This is a genomic window from Mesorhizobium qingshengii (genome assembly GCF_900103325.1).
GTDB lineage: Bacteria > Pseudomonadota > Alphaproteobacteria > Rhizobiales > Rhizobiaceae > Mesorhizobium > Mesorhizobium qingshengii.
In genome coordinates this window covers 97,432-112,959 of the sequence record NZ_FMXM01000004.1, presented here as the reverse complement: position 1 = coordinate 112,959, position 15,528 = coordinate 97,432, and the positions used below count along the sequence as shown (strand labels likewise).

Here is a 15,528-nt window from a genome sequence, read left to right as displayed (position 1 = left end):
GCCCAACAGATAGAGCCGTGGATCGACGCGCGTCACTGACACGCATTTACATTCGCTGGCCGGCGGCCTATTTCGCCGATGAATAGAGAGCCTGAGCCCGTGAACGCAACGCTGCATACGCCGCTTCTAGACAAGGTCCGCATTCCGGCAGACCTGCGCACGCTTGCCGAGAGCGAGCTGCCGCAACTGGCATCCGAGCTGCGCGCTGAACTGGTCGACGCCGTGTCCCGCACTGGCGGCCATCTTGGCGCCGGCCTTGGCGTGGTCGAGCTGACGGTGGCGCTGCACTATGTCTTCAACACCCCGGATGACCGGCTGATCTGGGATGTCGGCCACCAGGCCTATCCGCACAAGATCCTCACCGGCCGCCGCGACCGCATCCGCACCTTGCGGCAGGAGGGCGGCCTGTCCGGCTTTACCCGCCGCGCCGAAAGCGAGTACGATCCCTTCGGCGCCGCCCATTCCTCGACATCGATATCGGCCGGCCTCGGCATGGCCGCCGCCCGCGACCTCTCCGGCGGGCGCAACAATGTCATCGCCGTCATCGGTGACGGCGCCATGTCGGCTGGCATGGCCTATGAGGCGATGAACAATGCCGGCGCGCTCGATGCCCGTCTCATCGTCATCCTCAACGACAACGACATGTCGATCGCTCCGCCGACCGGGGCCATGAGCGCCTACCTGGCGCGTCTGGCCTCGGGCAAGGCCTATATCGGCCTGCGTGACTTCGGCAAGAAACTGACCTCTTATCTCGGCAAGCGCGCCGACCGCGCCATCACCCGGGCGGTCGAGCATGCGCGTGGCTACGTCACCGGCGGCACGCTGTTCGAGGAGCTCGGCTTCTACCATATCGGCCCGATCGACGGTCACAATCTCGAGCATCTGATCCCGGTGCTAAGGAATGTCCGCGACAATGGCAAAGGCCCGGTGCTGATCCATGTCGTCACGCAGAAAGGCAAGGGCTATGCGCCGGCTGAAGCCGCCGCCGACAAGTATCATGGCGTCAACAAGTTCGATGTCATCACCGGCGCGCAGGCCAAGGCGCCTGCCAACGCGCCGGCCTACACCAAGGTGTTCGCCGAAAGCCTGATCCAGGAAGGCCATCAGGATAACCGCATCGTCGCCGTCACCGCCGCCATGCCGAGCGGCACCGGCCTTGACCTGTTCGGCGAGGTGTTTCCGGCACGGACCTTCGATGTCGGCATTGCCGAGCAGCACGCGGTGACCTTCGCCGCCGGCCTCGCCACGGAAGGTTACAAGCCGTTCGCGGCCATCTATTCGACCTTCCTGCAGCGCGCCTACGACCAGGTCGTGCACGACGTCGCGATCCAGAAACTGCCGGTGCGCTTCCCCATCGACCGCGCCGGCTTCGTCGGCGCTGATGGCGCCACCCATTGCGGCGCTTTCGACACCACCTTCCTGGCGACACTGCCCGGCTTCGTCGTCATGGCTGCGGCCGACGAGGCGGAGCTGCGCCACATGGTGCGCACCGCTGCAAGCTATGATGAAGGCCCGATCGCCTTTCGCTATCCGCGCGGCAACGGCGTCGGCGTCGACATGCCGGAGCGTGGCTCGGTTCTCGAAATCGGCAAGGGCCGTATCGTCAGGGAGGGCAGCAAGGTCGCGCTGTTGTCCTTCGGTACCCGTCTGCAGGATTGCCTGATCGCCGCCGAGGAGCTTGGCGCGGCCGGGCTTTCCACCACCGTCGCCGATGCCCGTTTTGCCAAGCCGCTCGACGAGGATCTGATCCGGCGGCTGGCCCGCTCGCACGAAGTTCTGGTGACGGTGGAGGAGGGCGCGGTGGGCGGCTTCGCCAGCCACGTGCTGCAGTTCCTCGCCCATGAGGGCCTGCTGGAAAGCGGCCTGAAGGTGCGCCCGCTGGTGTTGCCTGACGCGTTCACCGACCACGCCAAGCCGGAAAAGATGTATGCCGATGCAGGCCTCGACGCCGCCGGCATCGTGCGCACCGTATTCACGGCGCTTGGGCATACGGTTCGCGCCCAGCGCGCCTGAATCAAAACCTCAACGGCTTGAATCGATTTGCCGGCTTGAATTCGTAACGCATTGTTTACGCTGCCGTTTGGCGCTTTGCTTACCGTGTCTCTTGGCCGTTTTTCAATGGCGCCCTGCTAGATCATGATCAGGCAGGGGAGATAACAACGATGAGAACGCTTCTGTGTGGCGTCGCCCTCTTGGCGGTCATCGTCGCGCCGGCCGCCGCCGAAACGCGCTATGATCGCAACCTTGAAAAGGCTGCCATGGGCATCGTCGCCGGCAAGATGGGCGATATTCGCAGCGGCTTTTCCTACAAGCAGGTGCCGCAGCTTGTGGTCCTCCCGGACCCTGTTCCGGCGCCCGCGGTTGCGACCGAGCATCCACGCGAGCAAGCTTCCGGGGATCGGGACGACGGTTTGTCTCCAGCCGTCGAGCGCCAGGTTTCGCGAACCGTTTTCTAGAACCACAAGTCGCGCACGCAGCGACCGTCGCGTGGCAGGTCGTCGTAGGTGTCGAGGCCATCGAAATGGTCGATCGGCAAGTCGGCGACGGCCTCCGGTGGCGCAAGCCTCACATTGACGGCGATTCGCGTTCGACCGCCGGCGCTCGGGCGCAAGCCACGCCAGGCGAGCACGCAAGCGCAGGTCGGGCAGAACAGGATCTCGAGCGAAGGGGCATCCTTCCCGGCACGCGTATAGCTGCTCGTCGGTCCGGCGACGCGAATGCGTTCGTCGACATAATCGTAAGCCCAGAGCACGCCATAGCGACGGCAGAGCGTGCAATTGCAGGCTGTGATGGATCCGGGATCGCCCTCCAGGGTCCAGTGGGCCGCACCACAGTGGCAGGTTCCCGTCAGCATCCGCCCTTCTTCGAGTTCCGACAGCAAGCTGCTCTCCGCCTTAACATTGTGCCGGACCCGATGCGGTACTCGACAAGCCACGGAGCGGCTTGATCCCTTCGCCGCTTTCCGACGATGTTCCTTGTCCCGCCCCAATATCCTTGCCTTCGCCGCCGGCTTTCGCCATGAAGGCCGATGAACTCGCCTCTGCCAGCCAGCGCACGCCAACGGCTCGACGAACTGCTCGTCCAGCGCGGGCTGTTTGCCAGCCGCTCGCGTGCCCGCGACGCGGTCGAACGCGGAGCCGTCACGGTTGACGGCGTGATTGCCCGCAAGCCCGGTCAGAACGTCTTGCCGCAATGCCTGATTGCCATCGACGACCCGGCGCAAGGCTACGTGTCGCGTGCGGCGCTCAAGCTGATCGGCGGGCTCGACCATTTCGGCCTCGACCCGGCTGGCCGCGAGGCACTCGACATCGGCGCTTCGACGGGCGGCTTCACCCAGGTCCTGCTTGAGCGCGGCGCTGCGCATGTCACCGCGATTGATGTCGGTCATGGCCAGATGCATCCCGATGTCGGCGGCGATCCGCGGGTGACGGTCATCGAGGGTCTGAACGCCCGCGACCTCGCAGCCGCCGATCTTGCCGGCCGTATTCCGGACTTTATCGTCTCCGATGTCAGCTTCATTTCGCTGAAACTGGCGCTGCCGCCGGCGCTTGCCATCGCGAAGGCTGGTACCGGCGCCGTGTTTCTGGTCAAGCCGCAATTCGAGGCGGGTCGCGAAGCGATCGGCAAGGGTGGCCTGTTGAAAGATCCCTACGATGCCTCCCGCGTCGCCGGCCTACTGCAGGATTGGCTGGACGCCATTCCCGGCTGGCGCTCGCTCGGGCTGCACCTGTCGCCGATCGAAGGTGGCGACGGCAATCGCGAATTCCTGCTCGGTGGGATCAAGGATCGATGAGCACGCGCTTCACCATCAGGAAACTTGGCGCCCAGGGCGACGGCATTGCCGAGACCGAGAGCGGCGATCTGTTCATTCCCTTCACATTGCCCGGCGAAACCGTCACCGCGGCGCGCGAAAGGGACCGCGCCACGCTGATGGCGGTGCTGGAGGCCTCGCCGCTGCGCATCGATCCCGCCTGCCGCCATTTCACCGAATGCGGCGGTTGCGCTCTCCAGCATCTCGAAGCCGAAGCCTATCGCCAATGGAAACGCGACAAGGTGGTGCACGCCTTGAGGGGCATCGATTGCCAGATTGGCGAGTTGGTCGCCTGTGCGCCGCACACGCGGCGCCGTGTGGTGCTCGCCGCCCGGCGCGCCGAAACGGGCATGCTGCTCGGCTTCAATCGCCATCTGTCGCCCGAAATCATCCCGATATCGGAATGCCCGATCTCCCTGCCAGAGATCGTCGCCGCGCTCGACCGGTTGAAGGCACTCGCCGAATTGGTTTGCGCCACCACCAAATCGTTCCGGATGGCAGTCACCGTGACCGGGTCGGGCCTCGACATCGCGGTCTACGAGTCCGGGAAACTGGGTGAGAACCAGCGTCGGGTCGCCTCCAACTTCGTCATGGCTCAGGGATTTGCCCGGCTTTCGATCGACGACGAAATCGTCATCGAGCCGAAGAAGCCGGTGGTCATGTTCGGGGGCGTCGCGGTCGCCGTTCCGCCGGGCGCTTTTCTGCAGGCGACAGCGGCCGCCGAACAGACCATGGCCGATATCGTTGGCGGACATCTGAAACGTGCCAAGAAGGTCGCCGATCTTTTCGCCGGCTGCGGCAGCTTTGCGCTGAGGCTTGCGGCGAAGTCGGAAGTCCATGCTGTCGAAGGCGACGCGGCGGCATTGTCGGCGCTCGATCGGGGGGCACGCTTCGCGACCGGACTGAAGCGGGTGACGGGCGAACGCCGCGACCTGTTCCGCCGGCCGCTGACGTTCAAGGAGTTGAACGCTTTCGACGGTCTCGTGTTCGACCCACCGCGCGCCGGCGCCGAGGACCAGTCGAAGCAGATCGCCCGCTCGGATGTTCCGTTCGTTGCCGCGGTGTCCTGCAATCCGGTGACGCTGGCGCGGGATTTGCGCATCCTCATCGACGGCGGCTACACCTTGAAAAGCGTGACGCCGATCGACCAGTTCCTGTGGTCATCCCATGTCGAGGCGGTGGCGCTCCTGGAGAAGCCGCGGAAGCGGCGATAGCGTTGTTCGCATTTCCTTTGGTTCACGCGTGAACCGAAAACGATCACATCTTCTTGAGTTTTCCGCGTCGGGCGGGCTTGCCGAAATCGCGCCGCAAAGCCGCCCCCTTTGCGTCCGTCTATTTCGGAATCACTGGAGGAGGGAACCATCCTGCTCCATCACCGTTTGCTTGACATGGTGGCCAGAAATGCGGACGCTCCAGAAATTCCTCGGCTTCTTCCTGCTCGTCATTTTCGTGGCCGCTTCCGCGACGGGTGCCCTCGCGCAAGGTGAAAAACGCCTCGCTTTCGTCATCGGCAATGCCGCCTATCCGTCGGGTGCGCTGGCGACGCCCGCCAATGATGCCGGGCTGATCGCGCAGACCTTGCAGGCGGCAGGGTTCGATGTGGTCGGTGCCCGCGACGTCGACCAGGAATCGCTGCGCGGCGCGTTGCGGGATTTCCTCGGCAAGGTTTCTGCCGCCGGTCCCGACGCGGTCGTCTTCATCTATCTCGCCGGCCATGGCGTGCAGTTCGAAGGCGAGAATTACTTCTTGCCCGTCGATGCCCAGATCGCCAATCCAACCGACGTCCCGCTTCAGGGGATGCGGCTCTCCGATGTCTCCAAGTCGCTGGCTGGACTACCGACGAAGGTCAACATCGTCGTGCTCGATGCGGCGCGGCCGAATGCATTCCCGCAGACGAACCAGCCGCTGGCCGGAGGTCTCGCACTGGTCGATCCCGATCCGAACATGCTTGTTGCATTCAATGCCGCTCCGGGGACCGTCGCGCCGGAGGGCAAGGGCCCGTACGGCGCCTACGCACAGGCGCTAGCCGAGATGATGCGCGAAGGCGGCCTGCCGCTTGACGATGTTTTCGATCGCACACGCTTGCGCGTCAACGAGGTGACCCAGGGCGCGGAAGTTCCGTGGAGCGCCTCGAAGATCACGGCGCCCTTCGTCTTCTTCGACCGCGCTCCGGACGCGCCCGCGCCCAAGGTCTCGGAGGCTGAGTCCCAAGCCAACCGGACCAGAGAGATCCGCGACTTCGACGCCCACGACGCCTATGTCGCGGCCCTCGACCGCGACACGCTCCGCGGTTACGAGGATTTCGTCGGCGCCTACCCGCACGATCCAATGGCCAAGCGCGTGCGGGCCATCATAGCTGCTCGGCGCGAAGCGATCACTTGGCGCGAAACCTGGCTCCGGGACACGCCGGAGGCCTACTGGTCCTACCTCGATCGATATCCGCATGGCCCGCACGCCTGGGATGCCCGCCGCCGGCTGGAGCATTTCGACGCAGCGCTGGAGCCGCCGGAGGATTTTACCGTCTATGACTACGACGTGCCGCCGCCATCACCGGAAGAGATCATCTATGTCGACCGGCCCGTTCTCTATTTCGACGATCCCGATTTCGACTTCGAGCCACCGCCGCCTGTCGCGGTGATCTTCCTGCCGCCGCCTCCGCCGGATTTCATCGTGTTGGCGCCGCCGCGGCCGGCAGTCGATATCTTTGTTCTGCCGGTGCCGGTCTTCGTGCCGGTGCCGGTGTGGGTCAACCCGCCGCACAACATCGTGCCGCCGCCCGACAACATCATCTTCAAAAACATCCACAACACGACCGTCATCAACAACACGACGATCAATAACGAGAACAATCAGGCAGGGCAGGGCAATGGCGGTGGCCTCACCACCGGCCAGAAGCTGACCGGCGCCGCGGTTGGAGTGGGCGCGGCCGCGATCGCGACCAAGGTGGCGCTGCCGCCGCTGCTGCAGAAGAAGGCCGTGCTCTCTGACCGGAACCCTGCCGCTCTGGGCAAGCTCGGCCAGGGTGCGGCGCAAGGCCAGCAGCCCGGCGGCGCAAAGCGGCTGTCGAAGACGCTCTCAACTGATCACACTCTGCCGGGAGCAAACGGCAAGACGCTGCCACTCGTCAACGGCAAACCGCCGGTGCTCAACGGCCAGAATCTACCCAACAACAAGTCCAAGAAGCTGCGTGGCAAGCAAGGCACCTTGGGCGGCAACCAGCAGGCCACGGGAAATGCCGGCGCTGCCGTTACCGGACAGGGAAATGGGCAGCAGAACGGAGTCGGCGATGGGCAGGGCAAGAAAGGCAAGTTCCGCAAGCTGCCGACCGTCAACGGTGCACCGGCCGGGCAGGGCCTGAGCGCGCGGGAAAAGCTCAAGAAGAACAATCCAGCTGTCTTCTCTGACCAGGGTGGCGGCAAGCCGAAGAAGCTGACGCGCAAGAATCTGTCCGCCGGCCAGGCCGTTGCCGGACCGAGCGATCAGGCCTTAGGAAACAGGAACAAGAAGTTCCGCAAGCTGCAGAACGGCGGAGGAGGTTCCACCGGCCCGCAAGTCAACGTCCAGCGGAACTTCAAGGTCAACAAGCCTAACGAGAATCCGCAGCGCCAGCTCAAGCTGCAGGAAAAGCCGAACGTGCAGATGTTCTCAAAGCCGCAGAAGCCGGAGTTCCATGCTCAGCCCAAGCCCCAGGTCCAGGAGCGGCGTCTGTTGCAACAGCCCAATCCGCAGCCGCCGCAAGGCAACAAGAAACCTGCCTGCGGACACCCGGGCGAGCCTCCGTGCAAGCAGTAGGCGGGAAGGCGGAAATGCGCCGGCCTTCCTTCATGTCGTGACGCTCAAACCCGCGTGCCGCCGACTGTCATCTGGTTCATCCTGAGATGCGGCTGGCCGACACCGACCGGGACGCCCTGTCCGGCCTTGCCGCACATGCCGATGCCGGTATCGAGCTTCATGTCGTTGCCGACCATCGAAACGCGGTGCATGGCATCCGGCCCGTTGCCGATCAGCATGGCGCCCTTGATCGGCTGCGTCACCTTGCCGTTCTCGATCATGTAGGCCTCGGTGCAACCGAACACGAATTTGCCCGAGGTGATGTCGACCTGGCCGCCGCCGAAGGAGACGGCATAGATGCCGTTCTTGACCGAGGCGATGATCTCGTCCGGCTCCATGTCGCCCGCCGTCATGTAGGTGTTGGTCATGCGCGGCATCGGCTGGTGCGCATAGCCTTCGCGCCGGCCGTTGCCGGTGGCCTTCATGCCCATCAGCCGGGCGTTCTGGCGATCCTGCATGTAGCCGACCAGTTTGCCGTCATCGATCAGTACATTACGGGCCGAAGGCGTGCCTTCGTCGTCGACGGTGAGCGAGCCGCGCCGCTCGGGCATGGTGCCGTCGTCGACGACGCTGACGCCCTTGGCGGCGACCTGCTGACCCAGCAGGCCGGCGAAGGCCGAGGTCTTCTTGCGGTTGAAGTCGCCTTCGAGGCCATGGCCGACGGCCTCGTGCAGCATGACGCCCGGCCATCCACTCGACAGCACGATGTCGAAGGTCCCGGCCGGCGCCGGAATGGCCTCGAGGTTGACCAGCGCTTGCCTGAGCGCCTCCTTGGCGGCGTGCTTCCAGCTGTCCTCGACGAGAAAGTCGCCGAAAGCCTTGCGTCCGCCCATGCCGTAGGAGCCACTCTCCTGGCGGTCGCCATTGCCGACGACGACAGAGACGTTGATCCGGACCAACGGCCGGATATCGCGCACCACCTGGCCGTCGGCGCGCACGATTTCGACATGCTGCCAGGAGGCTGCGAGCGATGCCGAAACCTGGCGGACGCGCGGGTCCTCGGCGCGCAGCCAGGCGTCGATTTCCTGCAGCAGCTTCGCCTTGACCTCGAAGGAAGGCGAGGGGATTGGGTTCTCGTCTCCATAGAGATGGCGATTGGTACGGGCGGGGGCCGCGGCAAGCGTGCCGGAATAGCCGCCCTTGACGGTGGACACGGCATCGGCCGCGCGCAGCAACGAGGCTTCCGAAAGATCGCTGGAATGGGCATAGCCGCTGGCTTCGCCGGCAACGGCACGCAGGCCAAAGCCCTGGTCCGTGTTGAAGTTGGCGGTCTTCAGTCGGCCATTGTCGAACATCAGCGCCTCGCTCTCGCTGTATTCGAGGAACAACTCGCCGTCGTCGGCGCCATTGATGGTGTCGGCGACGATCTGCTTGATGCGGTCGTCGGAAATGTCAAATTGGCCTATCAGGCTGTTCATGGCGCATCCCTGGAGAAGATTTCTTTTGCCGATGTAGGCGCGACCGGGCGTTTCGGCAATGCGCTGCGGCAAAGCGATGGTGCACGCGCGTCCGTGCAAACATGTCCCTCAGGAAGAGAACTGCTCAGGGCAGGGCGGCGAAACCGTCGGCGAAACCCTTGAGGTCGACCGGAATGCCGATACCTTCTTCCGGGGTCTGGAAGACGATGAAAGTGGCCGATGTGCCGGTCTTCAACGTGTCGAGCAGCGGCTTTTCGAGAATGACCTCGGCGTAGCAGCCGTCCTGGAAGCAGCGCACGAAATAGGCGCGACCGATATCCTTGCCGTCGACATTGAGGCCGAGCCCGTTGGGCAGAAGCACGCCCAGCGGCGCCAGCACGCGCAGGATCTCCGCCTTGTTGTCGGCGGTGCGCAGCACGACGACCGAGAGCCCCATCTCCGGGCGATCCTCGGCGACGACGTTCTGCATCATCACGCATTGTTCCGAGGTGGCGCCGGCCGGCGTGTCGCAGATGATCGACCACGCGCCATGCGTCGAGCGGACAGTGCCGCTCGGCTGCGCGGCATTGGCCTGGCTGATGCCGGACAAGCCGATTGCAGACAAGCCCATCACGGACAAGGCGGCGAGAAAGCTGACCTTCGCCAAGGTTCTCGAAAGCCCAAGTCTCGAAAGCCAAGAGTTCATGACGGCTCCATTGCGAATCACGGCACTTTAAGCCGCGCCAAAGCCAAGTAAAGGATGAGACCGCAACCGGTCTGCCCCGAAAAAGCCAACACGGCGCTTTTCCTAGCCAATTTCGCCCGAATTGCGACGTCCGCTACGCAGGGCCCGCAAGAATGCGGCCATTGGCCGAACATACGCGATTCGGGGCCACCGCTGCTGCCTTCAAGGGCTCATCCTGGCTTGCGCGCAAAAATGCCGCACGGTTTCGTCCGCTCCTTTCTTGCGGAGGGAAAAAGAGTATGGTTTGAACCAGCTTGAGACTGTCGGGATTCCCGTCCCGGCATTGTTCGATATTCTCGCACCGCAACCGCGAGGAACTGGGAGACGATGAGGGCGATGAGAAAATTCCTAGCAAGCGCCAAGTTTCTAGCAAGTGCTGGGGCCGCTGCCACGTTTTTCGCCGGCACACCCGCCCATGCCGACCAGCCTGTGGCATGGGAGACGACCTTCCAGGCGCCGGCTACCGACATTATGCGGCAGATCGAATGGTTCGGAAACTACACGATGTGGTTCATCGTCCCGATCACCGTCCTGGTGCTGCTTCTTCTCGCTTACTGCATCGTGAGATTCCGCGCGAGTGCAAACCCGGTCCCCTCGAAGACCAGCCACAACACGCTGATCGAGGTGGTCTGGACTGTTGGTCCGGTCGTCGTCCTGCTCTGCCTCGCCATACCTTCGTTCCAGCTTTTGACGGCGCAATACACGCCGCCGGAAGAAGCCAAGCTGACAGTCAAGGCGACTGGCAACCAGTGGAACTGGGACTACGAATACCAGACCGGGAGCACGCTTTCCTTCAATTCCGCGGTCCTCCAGGACGCGGACCGGGCGGCTGCCGGCAAGGAAGATCGCAAGGTCTATCCCCGCCTGCTTGCCGTTGACAACGAGATGGTTGTGCCGGTCAATACCATGACCCGCGTGCTGGTGACCGCTACCGACGTGATCCACTCCTTCGCCATGCCGTCGTTCGGCATCAAGATGGACGCGGTCCCAGGTCGCACCAACGAGACCTGGTTCAAGGCGGAGAAGGAAGGCCTCTACTACGGCCAGTGCTCGCAGCTCTGCGGCAAGGATCATGCTTTCATGCCGATCGCCATCCGCGTGGTGTCCGACGCACAATTCAACAGCTGGCTGGCAGCAGCCAAAACCAATCTGCCCGGCGCCAACAAGGCGCTGATGGCTGAGGTCGACGGCCAGAACAAGGTAGCGGTCGCCGGCAACTGACGCCGCGGCCAGAAAAGATCAGGGAACGGAGCGGAACATGGCAGACGCTGCAGCTCACGACGGGCACGACCACAAGCCTTATCACGGCTGGGTCCGCTGGGTTTATTCGACCAACCACAAGGACATCGGGACGCTCTATCTGATCTTCGCGATCTTCGCCGGCATCATCGGTGGCGCCCTGTCCGTGGCTATCCGCATGGAGCTGCAGGAGCCGGGCATCCAGATTTTCAGTGGCCTCGCGCAGATGGTCTACGGCATGAACGGTGATGCCGCGATCGACGGCGGCAAGAGCATGTACAATGCTTTCGCCACCGCGCACGCCCTGATCATGATCTTCTTCATGGTCATGCCGGCGCTGATCGGCGGTTTTGCCAACTGGATGGTTCCGATCATGATTGGCGCGCCCGACATGGCGTTCCCGCGCATGAACAACATTTCCTTCTGGCTGCTGCCGCCAGCCTTCATCCTGCTGCTCACCTCGATGTTCGTGCCGAGCGCGCCGGGCGCCTTTGGCGTCGGCGGCGGTTGGACGCTCTATCCGCCGCTTTCGACCTCGGGCCAGCCTGGACCGGCGATGGATCTGGCGATCCTGTCGATCCACATTGCCGGCGCGTCGTCGATCCTCGGCGCCATCAACTTCATCACCACCATCTTCAACATGCGCGCTCCCGGCATGACGCTGCACAAGATGCCACTGTTTGCATGGTCGGTGCTGGTCACCGCATTCCTGCTGCTGTTGTCGCTTCCGGTGCTTGCCGGCGGCATCACCATGCTCTTGACCGACCGCAACTTCGGAACGACCTTCTTCGCACCGGACGGCGGGGGCGACCCGATCCTGTTCCAGCACCTGTTCTGGTTCTTCGGTCACCCGGAAGTGTACATCCTGATCCTGCCGGGCTTTGGCATCATCAGCCACATCGTCTCGACCTTCTCGAAGAAGCCGGTGTTCGGCTATCTGGGCATGGCCTATGCCATGGTGGCGATCGGCGCGGTGGGCTTCATCGTCTGGGCGCATCACATGTATACGACCGGCCTGTCGCTCGACACGCAGCGCTATTTCGTCTTCGCCACCATGGTCATCGCGGTGCCGACGGGCGTGAAGATCTTCTCCTGGATCGCCACGATGTGGGGCGGGTCGATTTCGTTCAAGCCGCCGATGCTGTGGGCGTTGGGCTTCATCTTCCTGTTCACGATTGGTGGCGTCACCGGCGTCCAGCTGGCCAATGCCGGCCTCGACCGCTCGTTGCATGACACCTATTTCGTGATCGCGCACTTCCACTACGTGCTGTCGTTGGGTGCGGTCTTCGCCATCTTCGCCGGCTGGTACTACTGGTTCCCGAAGATGACCGGCTACATGTACTCGCCGGTTATCGCCAACACCCACTTCTGGGTCACGTTCGTCGGCGTCAACCTGATCTTCTTCCCGCAGCACTTCCTCGGCCTGGCCGGCATGCCGCGCCGCACCATCGACTATCCGGACGCATTCGCGGGCTGGAACATGGTGTCCTCGTACGGTTCGTATATCTCGGCCGTCGGCGTCGTGATCTTCCTCTACGGTGTGTTCGAAGCCTTCCAGAAGAAGCGGGTGGCCGGTGCCAATCCGTGGGGTGAGGGAGCGACGACACTGGAATGGCAGCTGCCTTCGCCGCCGCCTTTCCACCAGTGGGAGCAGCTGCCGAAGATCAAGTAAGGCGGCAGCCTGCATGGAATCGAAACCGCCGGTCCGCCGGCGGTTTTGGCCAAACGGAATGATGGACCTAAGTACGCATGGCCCTTGTCGACGACCAATTGATTGACGAAGCGGGCTTTCGCATGTCGGAAGCGACGGCAGGCGATTTCTTCGCCCTGCTGAAGCCGCGCGTCATGTCGCTGGTGGTGTTCACCGCCTTTGTCGGACTGGTCGCCGCACCCGTGACCATCAACCCGCTGCTGGCGGTGATCGCCATCCTGTCGATCGCCATCGGCGCCGGCGCGTCGGGCGCGCTTAACATGTGGTATGACGCCGACATCGATGCCGTGATGACCAGGACCGCGAGCCGGCCGGTCCCGGCCGGTCGCATTCGGCCCGGCGAGGCGCTGAGCTTCGGCCTGGTGCTGTCGGTGCTGTCGGTGATGACGCTGGGCGTTCTGGTCAACTGGCTGTCGGCGACGCTGCTTGCCTTCACCATCTTCTTCTACGCCGTCGTTTACACGATGTGGCTGAAGCGCTGGACGCCGCAGAACATCGTCATCGGCGGGGCTGCCGGCGCCATTCCGCCGGTCATTGGCTGGGCAGCGGTGACCGGAACGGTCAGCCTCGAAAGCCTGATCCTGTTCCTGATCATCTTCCTCTGGACGCCGCCGCATTTCTGGGCGCTGGCGCTGTTCAAGTCGGAAGATTACGAACGTGCCGGCATTCCGATGATGCCGAATGTCGCCGGCCAGGCTTCAACCCGCCGTCAGATCTTCGCCTACGCGCTGGTGCTGGCCCCGGTTGGCGTGCTGCCATGGCTGCTTGGCTACACCACGCCCGTCTATGGCGTGGCCGCAGTGCTGCTCGGCGCTGGTTTTGTCTGGTACTCGTGGAAGGTGCTGGCGATGGCCGACGGCGACCGCGTGATGAAGCCGGCCAAGGCCTTGTTCGCCTATTCGCTTCTCTATCTCTTCGCCATCTTCGCCGCCTATCTTGCCGACAGCGTCGTCGAGCGTGTCCTTGCCATGGGTGGAGCATGACCATGATCGAAGAAAAGCTCGAGCTGGTCACATTGACCGAGCGTCAGAGGAAAGCCAGGCGCAACCGTTCCGTCGCCATCGGCCTGGCTTTAGCCGTGCTGGTCGTCATTTTCTATATCGCCACGATCGTCAAGTTCGGCCACAACCTGGGCACGATGTGATGAGCGTCGAAACGTACAAAAGACCGGGCAGGAACAATGGCAACGTCATGGTCGCGGCGGTCTGCCTTGTTTTCTTCACCGGCATGATCGGCATGGCCTATGCCGCGGTGCCGCTTTACAAGATGTTCTGCCAGGCGACCGGCTATGGCGGTAAGACGCAACGTGCCGAGAAGCAATATGCCGGCCGCGTGCTCGACCGCGACATCACCGTCCGCTTCGATGCCAACATTGCCGGCGTGCCGTGGCAATTCCAGCCGGTCCAACGGTCTATGACGATGAAGATCGGCGAGACGGTGCAAGCGCAGTACCAGGCCATCAACAAGTTCGATCGCCCCGTTACCGGCCGGGCCACCTTCAATGTGCAGCCGGAACTCGCCGGCCCCTACTTCAACAAGGTCGAGTGCTTCTGCTTTACCGATACGACGCTGAAGCCCGGCCAGACGCTGGACATGCCGGTCGTGTTCTATGTGGATCCCGATATTGTGAACGTGCCGGAACTGAAGGACGTGAAGACGATCACTCTGTCCTATACGATGTTCCCGGTCGAGAAGAGCAAGCCGGTTGCATCATCGGTGCCGGTCAAAGGCAGCAGCAAGATAATTTCGAATACCGAAGCAAATCTCGGGGGTTGATATGGCAGACGCGCACGCAAAACCACACCATGACTACCATCTCGTAGACCCGAGCCCATGGCCTTTCCTGGGGTCCATCGGCGCGTTGGTGACCGCGATCGGTGGCGTCTGCCTGATGCAGTATCTCAAGGCGGGCAACTTCCCGATCTTCGGCTTCAACATCGCCAATCCGTGGCTGTTCTTCATCGGCATGGCAATCGTCCTCTACACCATGTTCGCCTGGTGGTCGGATACGATCAAGGAAGCGCATGAGGGCCATCACACGCGGGTGGTATCGCTCCACCTGCGCTACGGCATGATCATGTTCATTGCCTCGGAGGTGATGTTCTTCGTCGCCTGGTTCTGGGCTTTTTTCGATGCCAGCCTGTTCCCCAGCGAGGTTCAGAATTACGCTCGTACCGCGTTCACCGGTGGTGTCTGGCCGCCGAAGGGCATGGAGGTTCTCGATCCTTTCCACCTGCCGCTCTACAACACCGTCATTCTGCTCCTGTCGGGCACCACGGTTACCTGGGCGCACCACTCGCTCATCCATGGCGATCGCAAAGGGCTGATCAACGGTCTCGCACTGACTGTCGGCCTCGGCATGCTGTTCACCATGGTGCAGGCCTACGAGTACATGCATGCGCCGTTCGCCTTCAAGGATTCCATCTACGGCGCCACCTTCTTCATGGCCACCGGCTTCCATGGTTTCCATGTCATCATCGGCACCATCTTCCTGCTGGTCTGCCTGATCAGGGCAATGAAGGGCGATTTCACCCCCAAGCAGCATTTCGGCTTCGAGGCCGCAGCCTGGTATTGGCACTTCGTCGACGTGGTCTGGCTGTTCCTGTTCGCATCGATCTACGTCTGGGGATCGGTCGGCGCGGTGATCGAAGGCCACTGATACCGGTCTGAGGAAACAAGGAGGCGGCCGCGTCGACGCGGCCGCCTTTTTCTTTTCAGCGCAATGATCGCCGGTCGGTACGGTCCATAGCTCGACCAAATGGTTTCGGCTTGTGGGCTGGCTGCTTCAATTGGT

The 15,528-nt window shown here is 63.1% G+C and carries 14 protein-coding genes; 11 read left to right on the top strand and 3 right to left on the bottom strand.

Annotation, left to right across the window (positions count from 1 at the left end):
* Positions 1-78 precede the first annotated feature (78 nt).
* Both dxs and BLS48_RS07310 read left to right on the top strand, forming a co-directional pair.
* Positions 79-2,013, top strand: a complete 1,935-nt coding sequence (gene dxs, locus BLS48_RS07315; RefSeq protein ID WP_244529535.1) for a 1-deoxy-D-xylulose-5-phosphate synthase — start codon at positions 79-81, stop codon at positions 2,011-2,013.
* A gap of 149 nt (positions 2,014-2,162) precedes the next feature.
* A complete protein-coding gene (locus BLS48_RS07310) occupies positions 2,163-2,456 on the top strand; it encodes a hypothetical protein (RefSeq protein ID WP_091576383.1) in 294 nt (97 codons plus the stop codon).
* On the opposite strand, the gene BLS48_RS07305 is transcribed toward BLS48_RS07310, so the two are convergent.
* Positions 2,453-2,854 carry a GFA family protein gene (locus BLS48_RS07305; protein ID WP_091576868.1) on the bottom strand — a complete coding sequence of 134 codons (402 nt, stop codon included), beginning with the start codon at positions 2,852-2,854 and terminating at the stop codon, positions 2,453-2,455. The two genes, BLS48_RS07310 and BLS48_RS07305, sit on opposite strands and share 4 nt — an antisense overlap.
* A 174-nt stretch (positions 2,855-3,028) precedes the next feature.
* Here BLS48_RS07305 and BLS48_RS07300 point away from each other — a divergent pair, with 174 nt between their 5' ends.
* From BLS48_RS07300 to BLS48_RS07290, 3 genes are all read left to right on the top strand, one after another.
* Positions 3,029-3,793: a TlyA family RNA methyltransferase gene (locus tag BLS48_RS07300; protein ID WP_091576381.1), complete on the top strand. Its 765-nt coding sequence runs from the start codon at positions 3,029-3,031 to the stop codon at positions 3,791-3,793.
* On the top strand, positions 3,790-5,025 hold the full coding sequence (locus BLS48_RS07295; RefSeq protein WP_091576380.1) for a class I SAM-dependent RNA methyltransferase: 1,236 nt from the start codon (positions 3,790-3,792) through the stop codon (positions 5,023-5,025). Before BLS48_RS07300 ends, BLS48_RS07295 begins: the two co-directional genes overlap by 4 nt.
* A gap of 187 nt (positions 5,026-5,212) precedes the next feature.
* On the top strand, positions 5,213-7,603 hold the full coding sequence (locus BLS48_RS07290) for a caspase family protein (RefSeq protein WP_091576378.1): 2,391 nt from the start codon (positions 5,213-5,215) through the stop codon (positions 7,601-7,603).
* A 44-nt stretch (positions 7,604-7,647) separates the two neighbouring features.
* Here BLS48_RS07290 and tldD read toward each other — a convergent pair whose 3' ends face one another.
* On the bottom strand, positions 7,648-9,060 hold the full coding sequence (tldD, locus tag BLS48_RS07285) for a metalloprotease TldD (RefSeq protein WP_091576866.1): 1,413 nt from the start codon (positions 9,058-9,060) through the stop codon (positions 7,648-7,650).
* A gap of 124 nt (positions 9,061-9,184) precedes the next feature.
* The gene (locus BLS48_RS07280; RefSeq protein ID WP_091576376.1) at positions 9,185-9,745 is read right to left on the bottom strand and encodes an invasion associated locus B family protein; all 561 of its coding nucleotides are present in this window, start codon (positions 9,743-9,745) and stop codon (positions 9,185-9,187) included.
* 375 nt (positions 9,746-10,120) lie between these two features.
* Here BLS48_RS07280 and coxB point away from each other — a divergent pair, with 375 nt between their 5' ends.
* The 6 genes from coxB to BLS48_RS07250 all read left to right on the top strand — a co-directional run bounded on the left by coxB (position 10,121) and on the right by BLS48_RS07250 (position 15,393).
* Complete coding sequence (coxB, locus tag BLS48_RS07275) at positions 10,121-11,005, top strand: cytochrome c oxidase subunit II (protein WP_425284660.1); 885 nt, start codon at positions 10,121-10,123, stop codon at positions 11,003-11,005.
* A gap of 37 nt (positions 11,006-11,042) precedes the next feature.
* Entirely contained in the window at positions 11,043-12,695 is a 1,653-nt protein-coding gene (gene ctaD / locus BLS48_RS07270) for a cytochrome c oxidase subunit I (RefSeq protein ID WP_091576372.1), read from the top strand.
* A gap of 77 nt (positions 12,696-12,772) precedes the next feature.
* Complete coding sequence (locus BLS48_RS07265) at positions 12,773-13,717, top strand: heme o synthase (RefSeq protein WP_091576371.1); 945 nt, start codon at positions 12,773-12,775, stop codon at positions 13,715-13,717.
* Positions 13,718-13,719: 2 nt separating this feature from the next.
* A complete protein-coding gene (locus tag BLS48_RS07260) occupies positions 13,720-13,878 on the top strand; it encodes a hypothetical protein (RefSeq protein WP_091576369.1) in 159 nt (52 codons plus the stop codon).
* Entirely contained in the window at positions 13,878-14,510 is a 633-nt protein-coding gene (locus tag BLS48_RS07255) for a cytochrome c oxidase assembly protein (protein WP_091576368.1), read from the top strand. Before BLS48_RS07260 ends, BLS48_RS07255 begins: the two co-directional genes overlap by 1 nt.
* Before the next feature lies 1 nt (position 14,511).
* Positions 14,512-15,393: a cytochrome c oxidase subunit 3 gene (locus BLS48_RS07250; protein ID WP_091576366.1), complete on the top strand. Its 882-nt coding sequence runs from the start codon at positions 14,512-14,514 to the stop codon at positions 15,391-15,393.
* Positions 15,394-15,528: the final 135 nt, after the last annotated feature.